We start from the raw sequence: 22,304 nt of genomic DNA, 5'->3' as shown, positions 1-22,304 counted from the left end.
ATCCCTCCCCATCGCCCCGGCCCTCGAAGCCCTCGCCCCCGTCACCCCCGCCGAGCCGCACAAGCTCATGGACCCGGACGCCTTCGAGGACCTGCTGTTCAATATCAATCAGCCGCTGATGAACGAGGTCGCCGAGCCGGACATCGAAACCCCATCCTGAGCCTCACTTTCCTCACTTTCGCTCCCCGCCGCACCCCGCTACGCTCCCCCGAAAGGGAGCCCCGCCCATGCACATCACCCAGCAGATGATAGACCTCTACGATCAATACACCCACACCGGCAGCCTCAGCCGGCGCGAGCTGATCGCCCGCCTCGGCGGCGTCGCCGCCCTCGCCCTGATCGAGGCCCGCGCCACCGCCGTGCCCAAGGTCGCCGCCACCGATGCCCGTATCACCGCCGCCCCCCGCACCATCCCCCTGCCCGGCGGCCGCAGCATGAAGGGCTATCTCGCCCAGCCGCGCACCGGTGCCGCCGAGGCCCCCCGCGTCCTCGTCATCCATGAGAACCGCGGCCTCAACGAGCACACCATGGACGTCGCCCGCCGCTTCGCCGCCGCCGGCGTCGTCGCCTTCGCCGCCGACTTCCTGACCCCCGCCGGCGGCACCCCCACCGACGAGGACAAGGCCCGCGACATGATCGGCGCGCTGGACCGCCCCGCCACCATCGCCGACGGCGTCGGCACGCTGAAGTGGCTGGGCAGCGAGGCGCCCGGACGCGGCGTCGCCTGCGCCGTCGGCTTCTGCTGGGGCGGCGGCATGGTCAACGACCTCGCCGTCAATGCCGGCGACGCGCTGCGCGTCGGCGTCGCCTATTACGGCGCCCCCGCCGCCGACCTCGCCGCCGTGCCCGCCATCAAGGCCCGGCTGGTCCTCCACTATGCGGGTCTGGACACCCGCATCAACGCCATGGCCCCGCCCTATCAGGACGCCCTGACCGCCGCCGAGGTGCCCTTCGCCGCCTATGTCTATGAAGGCGCCAACCACGCCTTCAACAACGACACCTCCGAAGCCCGCTACAACGAGGCCGCCGCCAACCTCGCCTGGAGCCGCACCCTCGCCGCCCTCAAGATCTAGGCCAGTGCCACCCGGTTCAGATGGTCGGCCAGCCGCAGGGACAGCTGGACGATGGTCATCGTCGGATTGACATGCCCCCCGGTCGGGAAGACCGATGATCCGGCCATATAGAGATTGTCCTGCCCGAACACCTTAAGCGTCCGGTCGACGATCCCGGTCTCCGGCCTGTCGCTCATCCGCGTCCCGCCGATGTGATGATAGCCGGCGATCTCGTCGTCGGTCGGATAGGGACCATTGTTGAGCACCCAGGGCGCCAGTTTGATCCGCCCCCGGTTGGTGCGCACCAGATGCTCGCCATACGCCAGCGCCAGGTCGCGCATATTGGCATGGTCGGCCTCGGTATGGCGCCAGTGCAGCTTCACCCGAGGTATCCCCATCCCATCACGCTTTGACAGGTCGAGTTCGATCCGGTTGGCGGCGCGCGGCGCCATCTCCCAGGCCGCCCGCAGCTCCGAGGTGCAGTGTTGCCTGCGCTCGAGCAGGGTAAAGACCCGGCTGGCGAGGTCCGGCGCCAGGCAGGCAAGGTCGGTGACCTTCTCCTGCCAGCCGGTCAGGATCGGCTGGTGCACCCGCAGCCCGCAGTTGAGCAGCCCCCGCCGCCGCAGCTCCGCCGGCTGGAAGCTGTAATAGCCGGTATGATCGGACAGCGTGTCGATGAAGCCGGTGCCGATGTCGAAGTGCGGATGCTCCATCCAGTAGCGCCCGAGCGTCGCGGCGTTCTTGACCAGCTTGCCATTGCTGGCCGGGTTGAAGTGCATCAGCAGCCGGCTGTTCTCGATCCCGCCACAGGCCATCACGAACTGCCGCGCCCTGATGGTGCGGCGCAGACCCTTGTAGTCGGCCATCGTCAGCCCGGTGTTCCGGCTACCATCGGTATCGATGCCGACCAGGTTGCTGTTCATCGCCAGCGTGATCCGCCGCGACGCGGTCAGCTCGTCGATATAGGTATCGGCAAAGCGTGTCGGCTCGGCACTGCGGCTGAAGGCGAAGCGGCGCAGCCCGTCGGTTTCGTCCCGGCTCCAGAAATCATCCCTGGCGCCGAGCATCTTGGCGGCCGTTTTGCGGTAAGGCTCCAGGTCGGCCCGGCCGATCTGCCACCAGGCCATGGAATCATAATCACGCCGGTCGAAGTCCTCGGCCTCGAACGGCCGGCACCAGCCCGACCAGTGCACCGACGTGCCGCCAAGGCTGCGGACGCGGCAGCCATCGAGGTCGAAATAATGGTCGCCGATCACCTCACCCTGATACTGTTCCTGCGATTCGTCGGTGAAGTAGCGGTCGCCGCCCTCAAGCAGCAGGACGTTGCGGCCGAGGCGGGCGAGCGCCACGGCCACGGTCATCCCCGCCGGTCCGCTGCCGACGACCGCGACATCCCAAACCCGGGCGGCCGGCAGGGCCGCAAGCTCGGACAGCATCAGCGATCATGCTCCGAGAGCACCCAACCGTCCCTGATGACGATCCGCCCCCAAATTGGCTCTGCGACAGCCGCCTCTACGGCCAAGGGCAGGGTGACAAGGCCGAGCGCCGTATCCTTCAACAGTTTTCGACGCCCGACACCCTTGCCACCCTGCCGCCCAGCCACATGCTTCTCCGTTGATCAGACGGTGATCGATTGACCCCGATAAACGCGGGCACGATACCGGGAATCTTCGGCATCGGGAAGCGGGGCGCCGGCCAAAAGCACGGCCCGGGCGAAGCGACCGACCTCTTCCTCATGCTCGGCCTGGGTCCTCGGCTCTTCCGACCGGACCTTGCGGGTCAGGTTGATCTGGTTGACAGGCACATCATGGACCAGCCGCTCGTTTTCCACCGCCACGGTGGCGGTGAAGGCGTGCAGCGTCGTCTTGACGAAATTGGCCAGCGCGAAGGCCGGGCCCTTCTCTCCCATCGGCACATCGGGCGAGACGAGGACGAGCTGGCAGCCATCATAGAGCGACACCTTGCGGGCGACGCGAAAATGCTGGGTCAGATTATGCTCGACCACCTCCTCGAAACCCTTGGCATCGAGCGGGCTGTCGCCTTCGAACAGCGCCGTCGGGAGGGGCTGCATCGGCGTCGACACCACGGTCGTCGGCCGGCCCCATTCGGCGAGTGCCGCGTTGATGCCGTCTTCCAGTGCATCGCCGACGGCGCGGACCTCGACCGGGCCGCCACCGACCTTGCCAATCGCCGCCTTGATCGCGGCGCCGCCCTTGGCGGTGCGGGTGAGCAGCACGACGCGGGCGACATCGAGCGCCAGGAAGGCGCGGGCGCTGGCGGCGAGATGATCGACGAGATGTTCGCCGATCAGCCAGACGGTCTTGCCGGCCATCCGGTCGAGCCGCTCCTGCTTGGGGCTGCCGAACAGCTCGCGCTCGGTGGCCGAGCGTTCAACGTTGAGGCCGCCCGACGGCATGAAGGTCTCACCCGAGACGGCGCGATCGGCGAGGAAGAACACCGTCGCCTGCGCCACCTCGGCCTCGGTTGGCATCTTGCCGAGATGCAGCTGCGAGAGCACGCCGCTGCGGACCTTGCCGGCCTCCCGGGCGATCTGTCCTTGCGGCAGCCAGGGCATGTCGTCGGGCGGCACGCGCAGCAGCCATTCGGTGTCGAGCCGCTGCTCCCAGGCCGGTTCGCCGATCAGATAGCCGCCCAGCGCCAGCCTGCGGAGCAGCTTGGCGGCCAGCGGCGGCGTCAGCAGATAGCGGTCCCAGCAGCAGCTTTCGTCGCCTTCCCGGGCGCAGGCCAGCGCCAGCGACCGAAGCTCCTCGGGCACCGAACGGTCATGACTGAGCTGGACCGTGTCGTTGCGCGCCAGCCGGCCGAGGAGCGCAGCGACCGGCTCGCCGCGCCGCATCGCCTGGACGACGGCGGCATGGACGGCGTTGAGCCGCTTGTTTTCGAGGATCAGCCGGCCGCGGCGCTCGAACAGCCCGGGCTTGCCGCCAAGGCCGGCGAGCCGGTCCCCGTCGACCGGGCCGGGAGCGATGGCGTTGATCTGGATCTCCGGCCCGAGATGGCGGGCAAGGCTCTCGACCATGGCGCGCTGGCCGGCCTTGGACACCGCATAGTCGGAGCGGTTGGGATAGGCCACGGCGAGCGACTTCTCGCCGCCGAAATAGCTGGAGACGTTGAGGATATAGCCCGACCCCTGCGCCTTCATCAGCGGCACAACGGCCTGCATCAGCGCATAGTTCGAGACCAGATTGGCCATCTGGGTGCGGCGGAAGGCGGCGACGTCCATGTCCACCGCCATTTCCTCGGCGCCCGAGACACCGGCATTGTTGATCAGATAATCGATGCGGCCGAAGGCCCGGATCGTCTCGTCCATGGCATGCTGGAGGCTGGCGAGATCGGCGACATCGATATTGGCCAGCGTGCGGACGCGGCGCTCGACGCCGGAGAAGCCGATGTCCTCCAGCTCGCTGATGATCCGGGCGCGGGCGGCGTCCAGCTCGCTCTCGCGGCGGGCGACCATCATCACCTTGGCACCCGCCAGCGCCAGCAGCCGGGCGACCTGGCCGCCGATACCGGCGGAGCCGCCGGTGATCAGCGCCACCTTGCCGAGATGCAGGCCGGTGATGTTCTCGGCGGCGCCGGCCATGGCGCGCTTGGCGCCGGTCGCCTCCTCGATGCTGGCGGGCAGATAGAGGTTGATCGGGTCGATCCGCCGCTCCTTGAGGACGATCCGCGCTGCCTGGCCGGCGGCGAAGCTCAGCGCCTCGCTCTCGGCATTGGTGTAGCGGATGATCTGGTTGCCCCATTCGGGCTGGCGGCGCTTGCCGTGGCCGACATCGACGATGCTCTCGTCCCGCCAGATGCGGATCAGTTCCTCCTGGGCGGCGCGCAGCACATCGGCATAGAGATTGCCCTGGCCGTCGTCGCCGTTGGAGACGAAGACGAAGCGCGGGTCGTGAAGAAGTTCGGGCTGCTCCTTCCAGTAGCGGCTGAGGGTGCGGGCGACGGCGATATTGGCCTCCAGCTCGTCATCGACGAAGCGCTCGACCAGTGCGTCCGAGGCGCTGGCGAGGCTGCCGGAGAAATAGCCGGTCGGGCGGGTCGGCAACACGAGAACACCGACGATCGGAACGACGCGTGCGGTGAAATCGGCGAGCACCTCGTCCATAACGCCGCGGTCATGGCGCGGGAACCAGGCGATCTCGATGCGCGGATGGTCCTTGAGCGAGGCTTTGGCATCGTCGAACGCCGACTGGGCATGGAAGCCGAGCAGCACATTGGCGCCGGCATCGGCCTGGACCCGGGCCAGCGCGATGGCATCGTCGATCTGGCTGCCGGCCGAGACGAGGACGCCGAGCCCGGCGCCGTCGATCGACCGCATGTTGGGCCGCGAGATATAGGTGGCGCCCGATTCCTGGCGGACCGCCATGCCGTGCGTCACCTCGAAATCATGGCCGGAGAAGGCCGCCGATTCGTCCGAACCGAGGAAGACGCAGGTGTTGGCGATGTCGATGGGGGTGGGGAAGGTCTTGGCCTGGGGGGCGCCGTCGATGCTGCGCTCCAGCGCCATCATGTCGAAGAAATGCGCCGCCGTGGCGCCCTGCGGATCGCCGCGCAGCGTGTCCATCGTCGCGAAGACCGTGCGGATGCGCTCCGAGGCGATCGGGCCGGGGAACAGCAGATTGACGCGGATGCCGCGCGTACCCAGCTCCCAGGCCAGCTTGCGCGACAGGGAGTTGAGCGCCGCCTTGGGGACGGTATACGCGGCGCGGGCGTAATAGTCGGTGCGGCTGAAGATGGTCGAGACGTTGATGATCGAGCCGCCCGAGCCCATGGCGTCGGCGGCGGCGCGGACGAGGTTCCAGGCGACGACCATGATGTTGCGTGCCGCGTCCCCGACCGTCTCGGTGTCGGCGCTGCCGGCATCGCGGAGCACCGACAGGTCCTGGCGGGACAGCGGCAGGTTTTCGAGCGGCTGCTTGGGGCCGGCCGAACCGGCATTGTTGACCAGCACATCGATGCGGCCATGGACCTTGACCACCTCGGCGATGCCGGCGCGGACGGAGTCGGCATCGGCGCCGTCCATCACCACGACCATCGCGCGGTCGTCCGGCGCGCCGACATCGGCGAGCGCGGCGGCGCGGGCGGCCTCGGTGCGGGCGAGATCGCGGCCGGTCATGACGACGGTAGCGCCCTCCTCCAGATAGCGGCGGACGATCTTCTGGCCGAGGTTGCCGGCGGCGCCGGTGATGACGGCGACCTTGCCGGCGAGGCGGCCGGTCGGCGCCAGGCTGATGGCGCTGTCCGGGACGATGGTGACGGTCTCGTTCATGGTCACTTTTCCTCGGCTGGAGCGGGGGCAGCGGCGGCGGCGGCCCAGGCTTCGAACAGTTCGTCCTTGCTGCGCAGGCCGGCGACCGGCAGCGCATGGTTGACGATGTAGGTGGCGCCGGAATGGCGGTTATCCCACATGCTCTGGTGCGCCTCGGGCAGGCCTTCCCAGGGCACCACGGTCGGCTCGGTGATGTCGAGCAGGCCGGCGGCGACCATGTCGTTCATCCGCGTTACCTCATAGGCGTTGCAGAGATGGGTGCCGCGGATCTCGGCGGAAGGCATCAGGATGCGGCGCTGGCGCGTCCACACCTGCGGCGCGTAGAAATTGTAGCGCTGGCCGGTCATGTCCTCGCAGTAGAGGACACGGCCAGTGAACGGCTTGACCAGCGCCGTGGTGACGCCGAGCGTATCCTGGCCGGCGCGCTCCATGACGATGTCCGGGTTGCCGCGCGGATTGTCCGGCGAGCGCAGCAGCTTGCCGATGGCGCCGCCGAACGGCTTCAGCGTCTTGTCCTGGAAATCTCGGACGGCGTCGCGGAAGCGCTCGATGTCCTGCCGGGCGACCGGCAGGCGGGGCATGGTCTCAGGCCAGTCGAAATTGGCGCCTTCGCGGCGCTTGATCGCCTCCAGACTGACGACGCCGGCGACCGCATCCTCGAAGCCGAGGCTGAGGATGAACTCGCGCTGGCCATCGGTGGTGGTGACGACGACGGTGCGGGCGCCGATGCCGCGGGCGGCCTCGATCATTTCGAGGCCGGTCTGGTCGGCGAGGGCGCGCGAATTGGGGCCGTAGAAGATCAGCACCGCCTCGCCGCCGCGCGCGCCGGCGCGGGCCAGCATGGCTTCCGGCGTAGCGGCACCGCCCTTGCCCATGAAGCTCAGGTGATAGCCCGACGAGGCGCCGTAAAACGCCAGCACGCCGCCCTCATCGAGCATCTGGAAGCTGCGCGGGAAGGCGGTTTCGCCGGCATGGCTGACGGCATAGTCGGCGAGCTTGCCGTTGTTCATCGCCCGGTAGCGATCGAGCAGCGGCTGGCCGGCGGCTTCCCAGGCCACCCAGTCGGCCCGTTTCGTGTCTGGGCTGCCGTCGGGCACCGGGGCGAACAGGCTGGCGAAGGCCGGCTCGGTGCGATCAAGGGCGCCGACCGCGCCCATGGTCTGGACGAACTCGGCGCGCGCCGGGCTGGAGACCAGCCCGGTGACATGGAGGCCGCTGGCTCGCGCCGTCTTCAGCGCATCGAGGCCGGTGCCGGTGGCCGAGCCTTCGATGAAGATGGTCTTGCCGGCGACGATCTCCAGCGTGGTGAACAGGCAGCGGACGATGGTGCCGAGGTTGAGGATATAGCTGCCGGCCTGTTCCAGCGTCAGGTCGCCGGGCACCGGGTGGAGCTGCGGGGCCTGGACGGTGAGGAACTGGGCATGGCTGCCCGACTTGGTCTCATAGCCTTGGATGGCGAAATCGGCATACATGGGATCGCGCCCGGCGAGCGGCGACAGCAGGTCCGAGGTGCCGGAATAGACGGCGACGAGATCGCCGACCTTCAGCCGGCCCTGGCCGCGCGCCTCGCTGCCGAGCGCGGCGACCAGCGCCAGCCCGCCCGAGCCGGTGATCTGCACATCTTCCTCATGGCCGTCAAAGGGTGACACGGGGATGCCGGTGAGCGCCCAGATGTCGTTGAAATTGACCTCGGAGGTCAGCAGATAGACCAGCGCCTCATTGGCTTCCGGCTCGGGAACCGGGACGATCAGCTCCTTTTCATGCGCGGCGGGCTCGCCGAAGCGCGGGGCGCCGGTGTCCGGATCACGGGCGATGCCGAAGGCATATTGGTGGCCGGGGATGGCGGTGACGCCGGGGAAGAAGGGGGCGCCGCGTGGCAGCAGGTCGCCGGCGGCCTCGAGCTTCATGCCGCGCGCTTCGTGCTCGGCCTCGATATAGACGCCGTCGCGGCGAACCGGGAGCGGCGGCGACTTCTTGTCGAGGAACTCGCGGATGCCAGTCTTGCCGCCGTCGGGATCGACCACGGCTTCGGCGAACAGCTGGCCTTCGCGGGCGAGGCCCTTGGCCATGCCCTCGGTCCAGCCGGTGCGGATGGCTTCGAGAGCGCGTGCGCCGGCCTTGCCCCGGCCGGCCCAATCGAGCTGGCGGAGGATGCGCTGGACGAATTCGTCCTCCAGCGCGTGGTCGAGGCTGACGCTGGCGGGCTCCTGCCAGCTCATTTTGGCGGCCTTGCGGCGGACGGTCCAGGTCTTGCCGAGCGCCGACTGGTCGCCGTGGCGGACGAACTCGCGAACCGCGGCATGGGCGAGGCTGAGCGCGTCCTGGCTGCCATCGGCGAGCTTTTCGATCAGGCCGAGCTCATGGGCCTTGGTGCCATCGATGCTGCGGCCGCCGAGGATCAGGTCGAGCGCATCGCGCAGGCCTTCGGGGCCGCGCTTCTCGGCGAGCAGGCGGGGCAGGCGCTGGGTGCCGCCATAGCCGGGGAGCAGGCGCAGGCGGATTTCCGGCTGGCCGAAGCGGGCATGCGGCTCGGCGACCCGCCAATGGCAGGCGAGCGCGAACTCCATGCCGCCGCCGAGCGCCACGCCCTGGATGGCGGCGACGCAGGGCTTGCCCATCTGCTCGATCTTGGCGAACGCCAGCTGGGCGTTGTTGGGGAGCACCCTGGCTTCCTCGATGGTGTGGATCTCGTCGAGGAACTGGCGGATGTCGGCGCCGGCGACGAAGCTGGCGGTGCCGTCGCCGGTGAAGACCACGGCGGCGACGTCTTCACGCCGGGCGAGATGCTCGACGACGATGACGAGTTCATCGATGGCGCGTTCGTTGAGCGCGTTGACCGGCGGGTTGGTGACATAGACGGTGGCCACCTTCTGGTCCGGGGTGACATTGTTGTACTGGACGCGGAAATAGCGGTAGCGATCGAAGATCTCCTGATCGTCGGACAGCTTCTGCTTGTTTTCCCAGGCGGTGATGACGCGGCGCAGCTCGTCGAGGCTCTCCGGGTTGCGCAGCGTCGACACGTCGCCGACGTCGCCGCCTTCGACCAGCGCGCGGACCATGCGGCGGACATATTTGCCCGAGCGGGTCTCCGGGAACTGGCTGACCTCGATGAAATCGCCGGGGACGGCGACGGCGCCCTTCTCCTGGCGGACGAGATCGGACAGGCGGCGGAAATCGTCGCGGGTCAGCGTGCGGCCGGGGGCGGCGGTGACGAAGGCGACCGGGGTCAGGCCCTTTTCGCGGTGTGGCGCGCCGACGACGAGGACGTTGCCGAGCGGCGAATTGGGATCGAGCGCCTTGTCGCGCAGGATGGCGCCCTCGATCTCCTCGGTGCCCATGCGGTGGCCGGAGACGTTGATGACGTCATCGGAGCGGCCGTGGAGCGAAAAGCCTTCATCGGCATGGCGGACAGCGAAATCGCCCTGGGTATAGGCCCAGACGCCCTTCCAGCGCTGCCAATAGCCGTCCGACCAGCGCGCCCTGTCGCCGCGCCAGTCGCCCTGGACCTTGCCGTCCTCGACGTTGAAATGGCTGGAATCGCCCCAGACGGTGCGGGCCAGATAGGGATAGGGCATGGCGATGACGATTTCGCCCTTTTCGCCGGTTTCGGCGCGGCGCCATGGCACGCCGGCGCCGCCGGAGCGGGTGAGCGGCGCGATGGCGCCGCCGGTGCCGGCGGGGTCCTCCAGCCAGACATCGCCGACGATCCAGGGCAGCGGGAAGGTGCGGGCGTCGGCGGCGAGCGGGAAATCGGTATTGCCGTAGAAATGCGTCCAGGCGATGCCGCCATGCTCGGTGGCCCAATAGCTGTTGATGTAATTGGGGGTGACATTCTTCATGCCGAAGGCCTGCACCGGCGGCGAGGTCGGCTCGGCGCAGAAGGTGGCGACGCGCAGCGTGCTGAGGTCATAGACCTCGAAGTCCTTCAAATTCTGCGGGTCGGTCATGATCGCCTTGAGGAAGGTGACGCCGGCCTTGAAGATGGTGACCTTGTGGCGCTCGATCATCGCCGCGAAGCGCCCGGCGTGCGGGAACACCGGCGAGCCTTCGCCGATCAGCGTGGTGACGCGGGTGAGGAGCGCGGCCGAGATCATGTAGCTCTGGCCGGTGATCCAGCCGGGATCGGCGACGACATAGAGGACGTCGCCCGGCCGCGCATCGAAGGCGACCTTCATCGTTTCGGCGATGCCGGCGGCGTAACCGCCATGGACATGGACGACGCCCTTGGGCTTGCCGGTGGAGCCCGAGGTATAGATGAAGAACATCGGATATTCGGCGTCGACGGCCAGCGGCGGCACGCTCTTCCAGATGGCGCGGACGAAATCCAGGTCCGGCAGCGCGTTCAGCTCGGCTTCGCTCGACAGGCCGGCGGCGGCGAGGATCTCGGCCAGCGCCTTGTCGGTCAGTTCATGCGCCCAGCGGTCCCGCTCCCGCCAGACGATATCGGGCTGGGCGCCGTGGCGGGCGACGATGACGGCGTCGACGCGCTCGGGGGTGGCGACCAGCGCCTCGGCAACGGCGATGCGGACGCGGGCCGCACCGGCGGCATCGACGGTGCCGGCACTGCCGAGCTCGGCGAGCGCGCGACCGACGCCGCGCATGATGTCGCCGCGCTCGACGGTGACCTCGCCGGCAAGTGTCGTCTTGACGGTCTCGGTGATCAGCGCGGCGTCATCGGTGCCGAGTTCGAGGTCGGCTTCGGCGAGTCGGGCGGCGAGCAGTTCCAGCGCGACGCCGACGGGGACATAATTGTCCAGCGCCGGGTCGGTGTAGGCGGTTTTGAAGGCGAAGATCTGGGCGTTGCGGTAGCCGCCATCGGCGGTGATGACGACGCGCGCGCCGGCATCATGGATACGGTCCGACAGCGTCTTGTCGGAGAAGCCACCGAACACCGGCGTGTAGAGCACGCCGATGCGCTTGGCGGCCTCGGTCCAGAAGATCTGGGCCGGGATGTTGGGCATGTTGAGGGCGATGCGGTCTCCGGCCTTGAGGCCGAGCGACTTCAGCGCCAGCGCGCATTTGGCGGCCTCCAGCAGCAGCCGGCGGCGGCTGACCGGATAGCAATCGACCGGAGCACCGCGACCATTGTCCTCGGCCATGTCCCAGCGGTCGCCTTCGAAGATCAGCGCGGCTTCGGCGCCGTGGCCGGCCAGCACATGGCGATCGAGCTCGTTGAAGGCGCAATTGGTACGGCCGCCCTCGAACCAGCGGAAATGCGGGGCGTCGTCATCGTTGAAGGCGCGGGCCCAGGGGGCGAAGTCCGCCGGCAGGTCGGCGTCGACGGGCGCCAGCGTCGCGGCGTCCCAGCCCGACCAGCGGCCATCGGCCTTGCTCAGCCAGGCCTCGCCGCCGCCGCCGGGGAGCGAGACCAGCCAGTGCAGGTTGCGGGCGGCGATGGCGCCGTGGAAGGCGCCGGGATCGGCAAGGACAGCGGCGCGCATCGCCTCCCAGTCGGCGCGGGTGCGGACGCTGTTGGCCCGGATCGCCTCGCCGGCCGGGGTTCCGGCGGCGTTGTCCTGGGTAACTTCAATGGCGTTGGTCATGTGCTTCACCCGCTGCTGGTCGTAAATACTGTCTACCCCGTGACGCACGCCGGCAACCGGCATGCACCACACCCGCCGATTCGAACGGGAATGGAGGCTTTAGACAATATCATGTCCGATGAAAAGCGAGTTTTGATAATAAAGTTGCTGTTAGCAATCTCTGTCTGAAGTCTTGTGTCCGTTCGATCAGAACGCCTCGCGGCTGATGACCACCGCGCCGATGGTGCGCAGCAGGATGTAGATGTCGAAGCCGAGCGACCAGTTCTCGATATAATGAAGATCGTGTTCGAGGCGCTTGACCAGCTTGTCCTCGGTGTCGGTTTCACCGCGCCAGCCGCAGACCTGGGCCCAGCCGGTGATACCGGGCTTGACCTTGTGGCGCGCGGCATAGGAGGTGACGACATCGGAGAACAGCCGGCCGCCGGCGCGGGTGGAGGGCGCATGCGGGCGGGGGCCAACGAGGCTCATCTCGCCGCGCACGACGTTGAACAGCTGGGGCAGCTCATCGAGGCTGGTGCGGCGCAGGAAGCGGCCGACGCGGGTGACCCGGCGATCGCCGCGGCTGGCCTGGTCGATCCGGTCGACCTGGGACAGGTCATGGTGCATCGAGCGGAACTTCCAGACCCGGAAATGGCGGTTGTTGAAGCCCTCGCGCGGCTGGCGGAAGAAGATGGGGCCGCGCGAATCGAGTTTGACGGCCACGGCGATGACCAGCAGCACCGGCCAGACCAGCGCGAGCACGAGGAAGGACAGTACCAGATCCTCGATGCGCTTGAGCACCGCATCCATGCCCGAGATCGGCCGCTCGAACAAAGTCATCACCGGGACGTCGCCGAGCAGGACCATCTGGCGCTTGGCGAAGGCGAAGCTGGCGAGATCGGGGGCGAGACGGATGCGCACGGGGGTCAGCGCCAGCCGGCTGACGACCTGCTGGAGCCGGACATCGGCGGACCAGGGCAGCGCCACCACCACCTGATCGATGCGGCCCTCCCGGATGGCGGAGACCAGCGCGGTGAGATTGCCGTGCAGCGGCGCCGGCAGGCTGGCCCGGTCGATCCGGTCGCCGACGCGGTCATCGAAAAAGCCAACGAGGGTGATGGTCAGCCGGCTGTTGCGGATGACATAATCGGCGAAGCGCTGACCTTGGGGACCGGCACCGAAAATTGCCACGCGCTGGTTGAAGGTGCCGCGGTTCTTGAGGCGGCGGACCCAGATGGTGCTCAGTGCCCGGCTGACCAGCAGGCTGGTGCCGCCAACGACGAACCAGCTCAGCGCCCAGCCGCGCGAGACATTGTCCGATGTCTTGAGCAGGAAGCCCAGGGTGAGCATGAATAGCGCGGTCATTACCCAGCTTCCCGCCAGGCGGCGCCAGACCATGCGCAGCGAGAATTGCGCATCGACATCGTAGCAGCCCATGCTCTCGGCCAGCGTGGCGAAGACGATGCCGGCGAGCAGGACGACGCGCGTGTAGCCCTGCGCGGTCATCTCGCTGTTGGGTTCGCCGAGGATCGACGCAATGAACATGCCGCTCAGAATGACCAGCCCGAACTCCGCCACACGAAGCAGGGCAATGGCCACCTCGAGCGGCACGCCGGGCTTGGTGACCGGCTCCGGCGCCGGGGCGACGGGCTTCGACAATCGGCTGATCTCGTTCATCGCAGAATGACCGGACGTGACCGGGCGGCGGTCAACATCCCCATGGCAAAGGACGATGCAATTGTTGTATGGGCATCGGGATAGTTGAGGATTTGTGCATGGAAACAATTTACGACTGGCTGACCGTCCTGGTGTTCGCTGGTCTGATCGTGCTTTTCCTTCAGAGATCCCAAGGTGTTGCGCGTGATTACCTGTGGCAGTACCTGCTCGCGTCGTTGGGATGCGCGCTGACCAACTATCTCGGCAATGAGGCCATCGAAATGAACGATAGCCTGTGGCATCTCGGCGCTGTCGCGACGGGCGCGGCGACTCTGGCGTTCATCTGGTTCGTGCTCCGCCCCTTCGAACGAGACAGATAACGGCCTGGTCATGCGACCATGCCAGCGGCAAGGTCCCGACCGATCAACGCCTGACGATCCGCCGGCCTGATCGCCCGGATCATCGCGACGGCAAAGGCCGCCAGCTCCTGATGGACACTCTCCGACGGTTCGGCGTTGACCGACATGCGGACGAGGACACCATCGGCAAGATAGCCACGCATCTGCTGACGCAGCTTGACCATGCGCTGGCTGCCGCCATCGGTGGGCAGATCGTCGCCGATCCGCGTCCAGTAGGAGATGGTCTCGATCCGGTTCGTCGACACGGCTTCGAGGTCCCTGACCGGCAGCCGCGCGGTGCCGCCGAGCGACAGCGCCCTCAGCGCCGAACTGACGATTTCGAAGCCCACGGCCGTGTAGCAGACTTCGGGGCGGTGGAGCTGCAGCTGGTCGTTCTGGACGGCGCCATAGGCGATGACCAGCATGATCGGCGGTTGGCCCGGACGGATATAGAGCCGGCTCAGCGTCTGGTTGTAGAGCCTGTCGGCGAGGCTGCCTTCGCTGCGCGGGAGGACGAAATTGTCGGACGGGGTGGTGGTCCAGCCGCCGAACGCATTCGGCACCAGATCCTCCAGCTTGCGCTCCTCGGGCAGCAGCAGCAGACGCTGCCGGGGCATCAGCGCCAGCGCCGCGCCGGCGGCCGCCAGCATGCCGCCGCCCATCAGCATGTCGCGGCGGTTCATGCGACCTGCTCCTTCGGCGCCAGCCAGTCCCGCACCGGAGTCAGGAGCTTGTCGACCAGGAAGATCAGCAGCAGGGCCGAGACGAAGGTGACCATGCCAGCGAAATTGTGGAGATAGCCCTGGGCGGCGGCATTGCCCATATAATAGGTGATCAGTACCAGCGCCGCGACCCGGACGATGTTGGCCCCGACCGCGACCGGCAGCACCAGCGCCAGGAGCAGCAGCGAATAGCGCCAGTTCGATCCCCGCAGCATGTAGACGTAGAACAACCCGATTGCCGACAGGCTGACCAGCGAATTGAGGCCGGCGCAGGCATCCTCGACCAGCAGCTGGTAGGTGGAGACGAAGATCGTCACGCCTTGCCGACCCATCGGATAGCCGAGCTCGGCCAGGCCGCCGGTAACGACTTCCGACACGAACAGCTTGAGCGGCTGGGTGAAGCCGTCCAGCGCCCAGCCGGGAATCGGGATCAGGAAGCCGAGATAGAAGATCGGGAACCACAGCCGCTTGAGGACATCGAGGCCGACATAGGCATGCGCCGCCGCCAGCAAGGCCAGCAACATGGCGGCCACCTCGATGCTGATGAAATCATAGGCACGGCCGAAAGCATAGACCGGAATGGCGATGGCCATGGCGACGGCCGTCAGCCAGGGCGCACCGGGCTTCATATGGGCGCGGATCTCGTCGAGCCGGCCCCAGATCAGCCACAGGCCGGTGGCGAGCACGATCGGCCCATGGACACCGGATTCCATCGACCAAGGCCCGCGGGCCATCGAATAGAGGCTGGGCAGCAGCAAGGCCAGGGCGCCCAGGGGCACCAGCCAATGCCGCTTCAGAATCGCACCCCAGTCGACGGGCGGAGAAGCAGCACGCGTCGCCATGGTCAGAACTCGTTCAGGACGGAACCGATCACCGGGCAGCGCGATGTCTGCAACTGGTCCACCAGCGTGGCAATGTCCTTGAAGAAGGTGTAATCGCGGCGCCCGACGATGACCACATAGCCGGCGGCCGCCCCGACGGTCAGGGCATCGGCGCTGCCATTGGCCGGGGGCGTATCGAACAGCACGATGTCATATTCGCGCAGCAGCATGTTGACGCCGTCGCGGAAGCGGCGCGTCGACAGCAGTTCCTGCGGGCGAGGCACCTGCGGACCGGCGGTGATGACGGCGAGGCCGGGGAGGACATTGGCATTGACCACCCGCTCAGGCCGGGCGACGGCCAGCGACAGATAGCTGGACAGGCCGGGGGCATCGGCATCGAGGCCGAAGATCTGATGCTGGCGCGGATTGCGCATGTTGGCATCGACCAGCAGGGTCTTAATCCCGACCTGGGCCAGCGAGACGGCCAGATTGGCGATGAGATTGCTGCAGCCGCTATCATCGACAGGGGCGACGAAGGCGAGGCCGCGACGCCCGGCCTTGATATGCTGGGCGATGATCTGGGTGCGTAACAGACGGATGGCCTCGGCGCGCACGCCGCGGGGATCGGACAGGACGATGACCTCATCCGCGACCGGCCGACGCTTGACGTTGCGCTGGGCGAGGCTGGTGATCAGCTGCTCGCGGGCGCGGTCCAGATCGTCGGGGGTGATATAGCCGAGCTCCAGCGCCGCCTGATCGAAATCCAGGCCACGTGTCTGCTGATGGGCGACGACCCGGGCCGTATGCTCTTCGGACAAATAGCCGAGCTGCAGCAGCGTATCACGCAGCGGATCGATGCCGCGACCGCTGCCATCATCAACACGGCCGGCGGTGTGCGGGTTTTCAGTGAACAGGCCGGCCGACGGGGATTCCCTGGGCTTGTCGCCCGCCAGCGTTTCGGCGATCGCGACCTGCTTGTCGGCGGGCAGCCATGCGGGCACTTCAACAGCATCGGAGGGCGGCACTGGCGCACCTGCGTCCGACGGGACTTTTGGTTCGTTCATGCTCACTCCGCAGGCTTCATCGTGCCGCCGGCCATGCCCCGGCGGGTCAACCATTCGCGAACCATCTGGCGCAGCGCCGACCGTGGGGCGTCAGCGATGACCGCCAGGACCGGCACCTTGGCGGCGAAGCCGAGGTCTTCCGGGCCGCGCACGCGGCGGCCGAGAAGTTCGACCAGCAGCGACAGTGCCACGCCGAGGGCAAGGCCAAAGCCGGCGGACAGCCCCCAGACCTGCGGCCAGTTGGGGAAGGACGGCGTGTTGGAGCCGATGGCGTCACCCAGCACGACGAGGCCGCTTTCCGATACGCTCGACTGCAGGCGAAGCTCGGCGGCCTTGGTGGCGGCGCTCTGATATTGTTCGCGGCGCAGATCGACTTCGCGCTGCAACTGGGTCAGCTCGTTCAGCGTGTCCTTCATCGACAGCACCTTGGCGCGCTGGGCGTTATATTCGGCTTCGAGCGACGCCAGCGACTGGCGCGAGACATTGCTGCTGGAGGCTCCGGCGGAGCGGGCCGACGCGGATTCGGTGGAGAGCTGGCGCTCAAGGAGGTTCTTGCGGGCGACCAGGGCCTTGTAGCTGGGGTGCTCGACACCGAGGGTGCCGGCGGCCTGCTGGATCTGGTCGGTGATCTGCGCCAGCTGGATCTTGAGCTGGTCGACGACCGGCGAGGTCGAACCCTGCTGGGCGGCGGCGAACTGCTGGGTGGTCTGGGCACCGCGGGCGGCGAGCAGCGAGCCTTGCAGCGATGTCAGCTTGGCCGTTTCGGCCTCGCCTTCACCGGTCATGACGATCTGGTTCTGCTGTTCAAAACGCGTCTTGGCCCGTTCGGCGGCGGTCAAGGCCGCCAAAGCGCGATCGGTCTGCTCGCGGTACCATTCCGCGGTGCGGCCGGCGCTGTCGACGGTGAAGCGCAGGTTGGCGTCGATATAGGCCTCGCGCAGCAGCGTCGCGATGGCGCGCGCGGCTTCCGGCGACGGCGCCTCATAGGAAATTTCGAGGATGTTGGCGTTGGCGATGGTGGTGGCGGTGGTGCCGGCGATGATCCGCTCGGCGCCCCAGCGCCGGATGTCGCCGACGCCGCCGGTTTCGGCCTGCCAGGAGGCGATGACGGCGGGATTGTTGGGCCAGCCGAGGCGATCGACGACGTCGGTGGCGACGCGGTAATCCTGGATCAGCTCGATCTGGGTGCGGATGAAGGCGCGCGGATCACGGCCGCTGACCATCAGCCCGGTGACAGGATCGGGCTTGATGATGTCCATCAGCACGCGGGTCTTGGCGGTGTAGCGCGGCGGCAGGAACGAGGCGACGGCCCCGGCGACGACGACCGATGTAACGAAACACACCAGCAGGATCATGCGCCGGGCCATGAGGATATGCAGGAACTGGATCAAACTCATAGCAACACACCTCTGCCAACCGCGCCCGACTCGTCCATGTCAGAAGAGTCGTTCCTTGACCACCAGTACGTCATTCTTTTGCAACTTTTGCGACAGGTCGGCATCGACTTCCTTGGCGTCCCCGCGCAACAGCGAGACCTTGTTGATCGATCCGGTGGCCGAGACGCCGCCGGCCAGCGCCAGCGCCTGACGGACGGTCATGCCCGGAAGGATCGGGAAGCTGCCGGACTGGTTTATGGCGCCATAGACGTAGAAATTGTCGGCATCGGGGACATAGAGCGTATCGCCCGGCTGCATCAGCGGGTCCTTCTCATAGTCCCCGCGCACCAATTCCTCGACGGCGAGCCGCCGCTCGGCCTGGCCGGGGCGGCGCAGGAAGACATAGTTGGCGCCATTGTCCCGGATCCAGCCGCTGCGAAGCAGGACTTCAAGGGCACGATAGGGCTGGTCGAGGGGGACGATGCCGGGATTGGTGACGCGGCCGGCGACGTTGACGACCTTGCTGACATATTGGGTGATTTCGACATTGACCAGCGGATCGCGCAGGTAACCGCCCGACACCATGCTGTCGGCAATGCGCTTGGCGAGGGTGATGTTGGTCAGGCCGTCAACCTTGAGCGTGCCGATAAACGGCATGACGATGGTGCCATCGGCCTTGACGCGGGTGGTGACGCCGGCTTCCGGCTGGCCGTAGATGATGACCTGGACACCGTCCCCGGCGCCGAGGACATAGCCCGGGCTCGCCTGCTGGGCGGCGACGGACGCCGGCGCGACGACCGCTGCACCTGCCAGTGACAGGGCGAAACACACCGCTGTCGAACGCACCATCGAACGCATTGCCGTCAATCCTTGTTTTCCGAATGAACGTTTGCCGAATGAAATCATGTCGATCGTCCCAAAGAATAACGCAGCCTGAGCAGCGCCGTGGTATTGCTGAAGCTCAGGATGGCCGGGTTCGAGATCCGCTTCTGGTGTGCCACTTCCACGCCGATCGAGACCCGCCGGCGCGGCGAATAATCCACCTGTGCATATACGCGCTCGATCTTGTCACTGATGCGGCGCTGCGGCTCGTCGGGCGACGCAAAGCTGCCGCGATAGCGGGCATTGGCCAGCGTGCCGCCGAAACCGGCGTTGAGGCCGGGGCGCAGCGCGAAATCGATATCGAGGCCGTGCAGGTTGCGCACCGACGACAGGGTGCCGAGGTTGGCGTTGGGCAGCGCAGTGCGCGACGTGGAGGCGGTGATGCGGGCGCGGTCCCCGAGTTGCAGGCTCAGGGCCCCGTCATAGCCGGCGACATTATAGGGTTGCCGATCAGAGACGATGACCGGAAGCGTGCCATTCACCGGACCCAGCCCGGGAACCAGCAGCACCACCGAATCGGGCTTGGGCGTGACCCGAACCGTCGACACGCCGAGGGTGAGGTTGAGCCTTGTGCCCAGCGCGCGGTTGTAGCCGAGCCTGAACGAGCGGATATTCAGCGCATCATCGACAGGGCCTTCCGGGGTCAGCACCTGACGATCAGGATATTTGATGTCCTGAAAACTGCCGCCCAGCGAGAATACGCCCAGCGCCGGCGAGGCATAGGTGATCTGCGGCGAATAGGTCATGCTGCTGAAGTTGAAAAGTTCGCGCTCGACGCGGTCATTTCTGGTGTTCCGGTACTGCACAGTGCCGCCGAAGCCGACGCCGATGGGTCCCTGGCAGCTGAACGTGGCGCCGGCTGTTTCGGTCTGCTGGACGTTGTCGACGATTTCGGCGACGTCGCCGAGCAGGTTCTGGAAACGCGAGACTTCCCCCGCCACGCTACCCGTGCAGCGGGTCCCGGCGCGGAGGTTTGCCCCGCCACCGAAGCGCAGCCTGTTGCGGTTGAACTGCGAATTGTCGACGAAGATATCGCGCCCGATCGACCCGCCGACAAAGAGCTGCTGGCGCCCGACGGGCAGGCCGAGACCGGCCTCGACATTGGGGGACACCCGATAAACGGAATTGCTGTTGGCGGTCAGCGTCCTGCGGAAATTGCTGTTATACTGGGAATTGAGACTAAAATTGAGGACATAGCCGCGGCCTTCGACCTGCGGAATCGAAACCAGTCCGGTAGGCTGCAGCGGCGGGTCGTCGCCGGTACTGGGCGCCGAGCTCGCCGACATCGGCAGCGCCAGGGCCGACACCCCCATGGCGTAGCCCAAGCCGCGAAGCCATGTCTGCCGCTGAACCTGCAAATCTGTCATCCTTGAAATTCGGTCGGCGCCTTGGGGCGCTGCTCCACGATGGTCACCGTGGCGCAACGTCCGTGGCGATCCGGAACGTGCTTTGCTTCATTACAGTAAAGCCACCTAAAAACAAAAGCGCATTTTGCGGCCCGATCATGTGCCGTGTGAAGACCGATCCCGGCTGTTGTGCATTGCCGAAGGCGCCGGAATGCGCGAAAGAGGCGGGACGAAAAACAAGAGTCTGATGGCATGATCTGGAAACGCTGGTTCCGCAGCGACGACGCCGTGGCCGAAGCCGCAACCATCGAAGCCGAGCCGGCGGAGACGGCGAAAACCTTCGATGACAGCGTTGCCGGCCCGTCAGAAACGCGGGATTTCACCGAGCGCATGGCGCCGCCGGCGTTCCTCGACCAATTGTGGCGGGAGCCGGATGACCGCGGCCGCGGCGAGAACCTGCCGCGCTTCTCGGCCAGCGCCGCGGACGAGGTGGAATCCTCGGACAATGTGGAGATGGCGCGGCGGAAGCTGGCGCTGCGCGATGCGCTCGGCGCGTCCCAGCCGGTCATCAACCGGGACAGTTTTGCCGGACGCCATGACGCGCTGCGCCAGTTGATCAACTCGATTGAACAGAATCGCGTGCATGTCGTGGTCTACGGCGAACGCGGGATCGGCAAGACCAGTCTTGTTCATGTTTTTGCCGAGACCGCGCGCGAGGCGCGCTATCTGGTGCTCTATGGCAGCTGTGGCTCCGATGCCAATTTCCCGTCGATGTTCAAGGCGTTCGCCAGTCATATTCCGCGCCTGTATCATAGCTCGGTTCTGCCCAACACGCCCGAGGCCGAGCACGGCGACCATTTCGATTCGATGCTGCCCGAGCAGTTCGGCCCGCGCGAGCTCGCGGATGTGCTGGCCGGGGTGACCGGCACGCGCGTCATCATCATTCTCGATGAATATGACCGCGTCATCGATCCCTCGTTCCGCCGCGATGTCGCCGAGCTCATCAAGAATTTGTCCGACCGCGCCGCCCGCGTCCAGCTGGTGCTGACCGGCGTGGCGCAGAATCTCGATGAGCTGATCGGCTATGCACCGTCGATCCGACGCAACATCGTCGGGCTGCCGATGCGGCCGCTGAACGCCGCCGAGGTCAAGGACCTGCTGGCGATCGGCGAGACGGCCGCGGCGCTGCGCTATTCGGACGATGCGCGCACGATGATCACGACCATGGCCAGCGGCTCGCCCTATCTGGTGCGGCTGCTGTCCCATGCGGCCGGCATCGCCGCGCTCGACCAGCAGCGCAACATCGTGTCGGCCGAACATGGCCGCTCGGCCGTCGAGCGGGTGCTGACCGACTGGAACGCGTCGCTGCCGCGGCGCGTGCAGGCCAATCTGGCCCGCGACGAGGCCCGGGCGCACTGGCCCCTGCTGATTGCGGCGGCGCGGGCGGGCAGCTCCGCCGACGGATTCTTTTCGGCCGAAGATGTCATTACCGAGATGGGCGGCAAGGGCTCGCCGCTCGCCATCGAACGCGACCTGAAAATGTTCAGCGGCGCCAACGACCTGCTCGAGCGCAGCGACGCCGGCGGCGCGCCGCGCTTTCGCTTTGCCTATCCGGGCGTGTCATCGCTCCTGCTTATCTCGGCGGCCATGGCCCAGATGGCAGCCTGAGGCTGCATGCCCGAGCCATTGATCGCCGATGCCGAACTGCCGGGCGCAGGGGTTGCTGCTGAACCGGTTGCCAGGGTGTCGGTGATCATTCCGCACTTCCAGATGCCGGAAGCGCTCGATCGATGCCTGCTGTCGGTCAAGGCCCAGTCGCTCGACCATGGCGATGTCGATATCATCGTGGTGGACAATAATTCGGCCCGCTTTCCCGACGAGGTGGCCCGCCGCCATGCCGATGTGCGTTTTCTCTCGGAACCGCGTCCCGGGCCTGGCTTGGCCCGCAACACGGGCGCGGCGGCCGCGCGGTCGACGCTGCTCGCCTTTATCGATGCCGATTGCCGCGCCGCGCCCGGCTGGCTGCAGGCGGCGGTGGATGCGCTGACAGCCGGCGACATCGTCGGCGGCGACGTGTGCATCGATTTCGTCGATCCGGCCAGGCTGACCGGTATCGAGGCCTATGAGGCCGTTTTCGCCTATCGGCAGCGCATGTACATTGAAAAACTCGGGTTT

General features: G+C 67.0%; 14 protein-coding genes. 4 read left to right on the top strand and 10 right to left on the bottom strand.

What is annotated here, in order from left to right; translation table 11 throughout:
• Window positions 1–227 precede the first annotated feature (227 nt).
• Window positions 228–1,073, top strand: coding sequence for a dienelactone hydrolase family protein (locus ACTIFJ_RS10645; RefSeq protein ID WP_439534091.1), 846 nt, complete (start codon window positions 228–230; stop codon window positions 1,071–1,073).
• Here the strand turns inward: ACTIFJ_RS10645 and ACTIFJ_RS10640 are convergent.
• The 4 genes from ACTIFJ_RS10640 to ACTIFJ_RS10625 form a co-directional block, all read right to left on the bottom strand.
• The gene (locus ACTIFJ_RS10640) at window positions 1,070–2,488 is read right to left on the bottom strand and encodes an FAD-dependent oxidoreductase (protein ID WP_439534090.1); all 1,419 of its coding nucleotides are present in this window, start codon (window positions 2,486–2,488) and stop codon (window positions 1,070–1,072) included. The genes ACTIFJ_RS10645 and ACTIFJ_RS10640 overlap by 4 nt on opposite strands.
• Window positions 2,489–2,670: 182 nt before the next feature.
• A complete protein-coding gene (locus ACTIFJ_RS10635; protein WP_439534089.1) occupies window positions 2,671–6,342 on the bottom strand; it encodes an SDR family NAD(P)-dependent oxidoreductase in 3,672 nt (1,223 codons plus the stop codon).
• A 2-nt stretch (window positions 6,343–6,344) separates the two neighbouring features.
• Window positions 6,345–11,948, bottom strand: coding sequence for an AMP-binding protein (locus ACTIFJ_RS10630; protein WP_439534088.1), 5,604 nt, complete (start codon window positions 11,946–11,948; stop codon window positions 6,345–6,347).
• Window positions 11,949–12,071: 123 nt separating this feature from the next.
• The gene (locus ACTIFJ_RS10625; RefSeq protein ID WP_439534087.1) at window positions 12,072–13,541 is read right to left on the bottom strand and encodes an undecaprenyl-phosphate glucose phosphotransferase; all 1,470 of its coding nucleotides are present in this window, start codon (window positions 13,539–13,541) and stop codon (window positions 12,072–12,074) included.
• Between the two features lie 98 nt (window positions 13,542–13,639).
• On the opposite strand from ACTIFJ_RS10625, the gene ACTIFJ_RS10620 reads away from it, so the two are divergent.
• Complete coding sequence (locus tag ACTIFJ_RS10620) at window positions 13,640–13,900, top strand: XrtV sorting system accessory protein (RefSeq protein WP_439534086.1); 261 nt, start codon at window positions 13,640–13,642, stop codon at window positions 13,898–13,900.
• A gap of 8 nt (window positions 13,901–13,908) precedes the next feature.
• Here ACTIFJ_RS10620 and epsI read toward each other — a convergent pair whose 3' ends face one another.
• Genes epsI through ACTIFJ_RS10590 form a run of 6 tightly spaced genes read right to left on the bottom strand, consistent with a single transcriptional unit; the run spans window position 13,909 to window position 20,141 of the window.
• Window positions 13,909–14,601 (bottom strand): exosortase-associated protein EpsI, V-type, encoded by a 693-nt coding sequence (gene epsI, locus ACTIFJ_RS10615; RefSeq protein WP_439534085.1) that lies wholly within the window; start codon window positions 14,599–14,601, stop codon window positions 13,909–13,911.
• Window positions 14,598–15,482: an exosortase V gene (xrtV, locus tag ACTIFJ_RS10610; protein ID WP_439534084.1), complete on the bottom strand. Its 885-nt coding sequence runs from the start codon at window positions 15,480–15,482 to the stop codon at window positions 14,598–14,600. The genes epsI and xrtV overlap by 4 nt, the downstream gene beginning before the upstream one ends.
• 2 nt (window positions 15,483–15,484) lie before the next feature.
• The gene (locus tag ACTIFJ_RS10605; protein WP_439534083.1) at window positions 15,485–16,525 is read right to left on the bottom strand and encodes a hypothetical protein; all 1,041 of its coding nucleotides are present in this window, start codon (window positions 16,523–16,525) and stop codon (window positions 15,485–15,487) included.
• A gap of 2 nt (window positions 16,526–16,527) precedes the next feature.
• Complete coding sequence (locus tag ACTIFJ_RS10600) at window positions 16,528–17,922, bottom strand: Wzz/FepE/Etk N-terminal domain-containing protein (protein ID WP_439534082.1); 1,395 nt, start codon at window positions 17,920–17,922, stop codon at window positions 16,528–16,530.
• A gap of 39 nt (window positions 17,923–17,961) precedes the next feature.
• Entirely contained in the window at window positions 17,962–18,750 is a 789-nt protein-coding gene (locus ACTIFJ_RS10595) for a polysaccharide biosynthesis/export family protein (protein WP_439534081.1), read from the bottom strand.
• A gap of 53 nt (window positions 18,751–18,803) precedes the next feature.
• Window positions 18,804–20,141, bottom strand: a complete 1,338-nt coding sequence (locus tag ACTIFJ_RS10590; protein WP_439534080.1) for a hypothetical protein — start codon at window positions 20,139–20,141, stop codon at window positions 18,804–18,806.
• Window positions 20,142–20,381: 240 nt separating this feature from the next.
• Between ACTIFJ_RS10590 and ACTIFJ_RS10585 the strand changes: the two genes are divergently transcribed.
• Both ACTIFJ_RS10585 and ACTIFJ_RS10580 read left to right on the top strand, forming a co-directional pair.
• Window positions 20,382–21,797 carry an AAA family ATPase gene (locus ACTIFJ_RS10585; RefSeq protein ID WP_439534079.1) on the top strand — a complete coding sequence of 472 codons (1,416 nt, stop codon included), beginning with the start codon at window positions 20,382–20,384 and terminating at the stop codon, window positions 21,795–21,797.
• Window positions 21,798–21,803: 6 nt separating this feature from the next.
• Window positions 21,804–22,304: glycosyltransferase family 2 protein (locus tag ACTIFJ_RS10580; protein WP_439534078.1), on the top strand; the 501-nt coding region annotated here is incomplete at its 3' end.

It is taken from the genome of Polymorphobacter sp., from assembly GCF_051860865.1.
GTDB lineage: Bacteria > Pseudomonadota > Alphaproteobacteria > Sphingomonadales > Sphingomonadaceae > Sandarakinorhabdus.
This window is presented reverse-complemented; position numbering and strand designations above follow the sequence as displayed.

Coding starts and splice junctions, on each gene's coding strand:
- ACTIFJ_RS10595 (WP_439534081.1), bottom strand. CDS start 18,750: ATGGTGCGTTCGACAGCGGTGTGTTTCGCCCTGTCACTGGCAGGTGCA.
- ACTIFJ_RS10620 (WP_439534086.1), top strand. CDS start 13,640: ATGGAAACAATTTACGACTGGCTGACCGTCCTGGTGTTCGCTGGTCTG.
- epsI (WP_439534085.1), bottom strand. CDS start 14,601: ATGAACCGCCGCGACATGCTGATGGGCGGCGGCATGCTGGCGGCCGCC.
- ACTIFJ_RS10585 (WP_439534079.1), top strand. CDS start 20,382: ATGATCTGGAAACGCTGGTTCCGCAGCGACGACGCCGTGGCCGAAGCC.
- ACTIFJ_RS10630 (WP_439534088.1), bottom strand. CDS start 11,948: ATGCCGGTTGCCGGCGTGCGTCACGGGGTAGACAGTATTTACGACCAG.
- ACTIFJ_RS10640 (WP_439534090.1), bottom strand. CDS start 2,488: ATGCTGTCCGAGCTTGCGGCCCTGCCGGCCGCCCGGGTTTGGGATGTC.
- ACTIFJ_RS10625 (WP_439534087.1), bottom strand. CDS start 13,541: ATGAACGAGATCAGCCGATTGTCGAAGCCCGTCGCCCCGGCGCCGGAG.
- xrtV (WP_439534084.1), bottom strand. CDS start 15,482: ATGGCGACGCGTGCTGCTTCTCCGCCCGTCGACTGGGGTGCGATTCTG.
- ACTIFJ_RS10600 (WP_439534082.1), bottom strand. CDS start 17,922: ATGAGTTTGATCCAGTTCCTGCATATCCTCATGGCCCGGCGCATGATC.
- ACTIFJ_RS10645 (WP_439534091.1), top strand. CDS start 228: ATGCACATCACCCAGCAGATGATAGACCTCTACGATCAATACACCCAC.
- ACTIFJ_RS10605 (WP_439534083.1), bottom strand. CDS start 16,525: ATGAACGAACCAAAAGTCCCGTCGGACGCAGGTGCGCCAGTGCCGCCC.
- ACTIFJ_RS10635 (WP_439534089.1), bottom strand. CDS start 6,342: ATGAACGAGACCGTCACCATCGTCCCGGACAGCGCCATCAGCCTGGCG.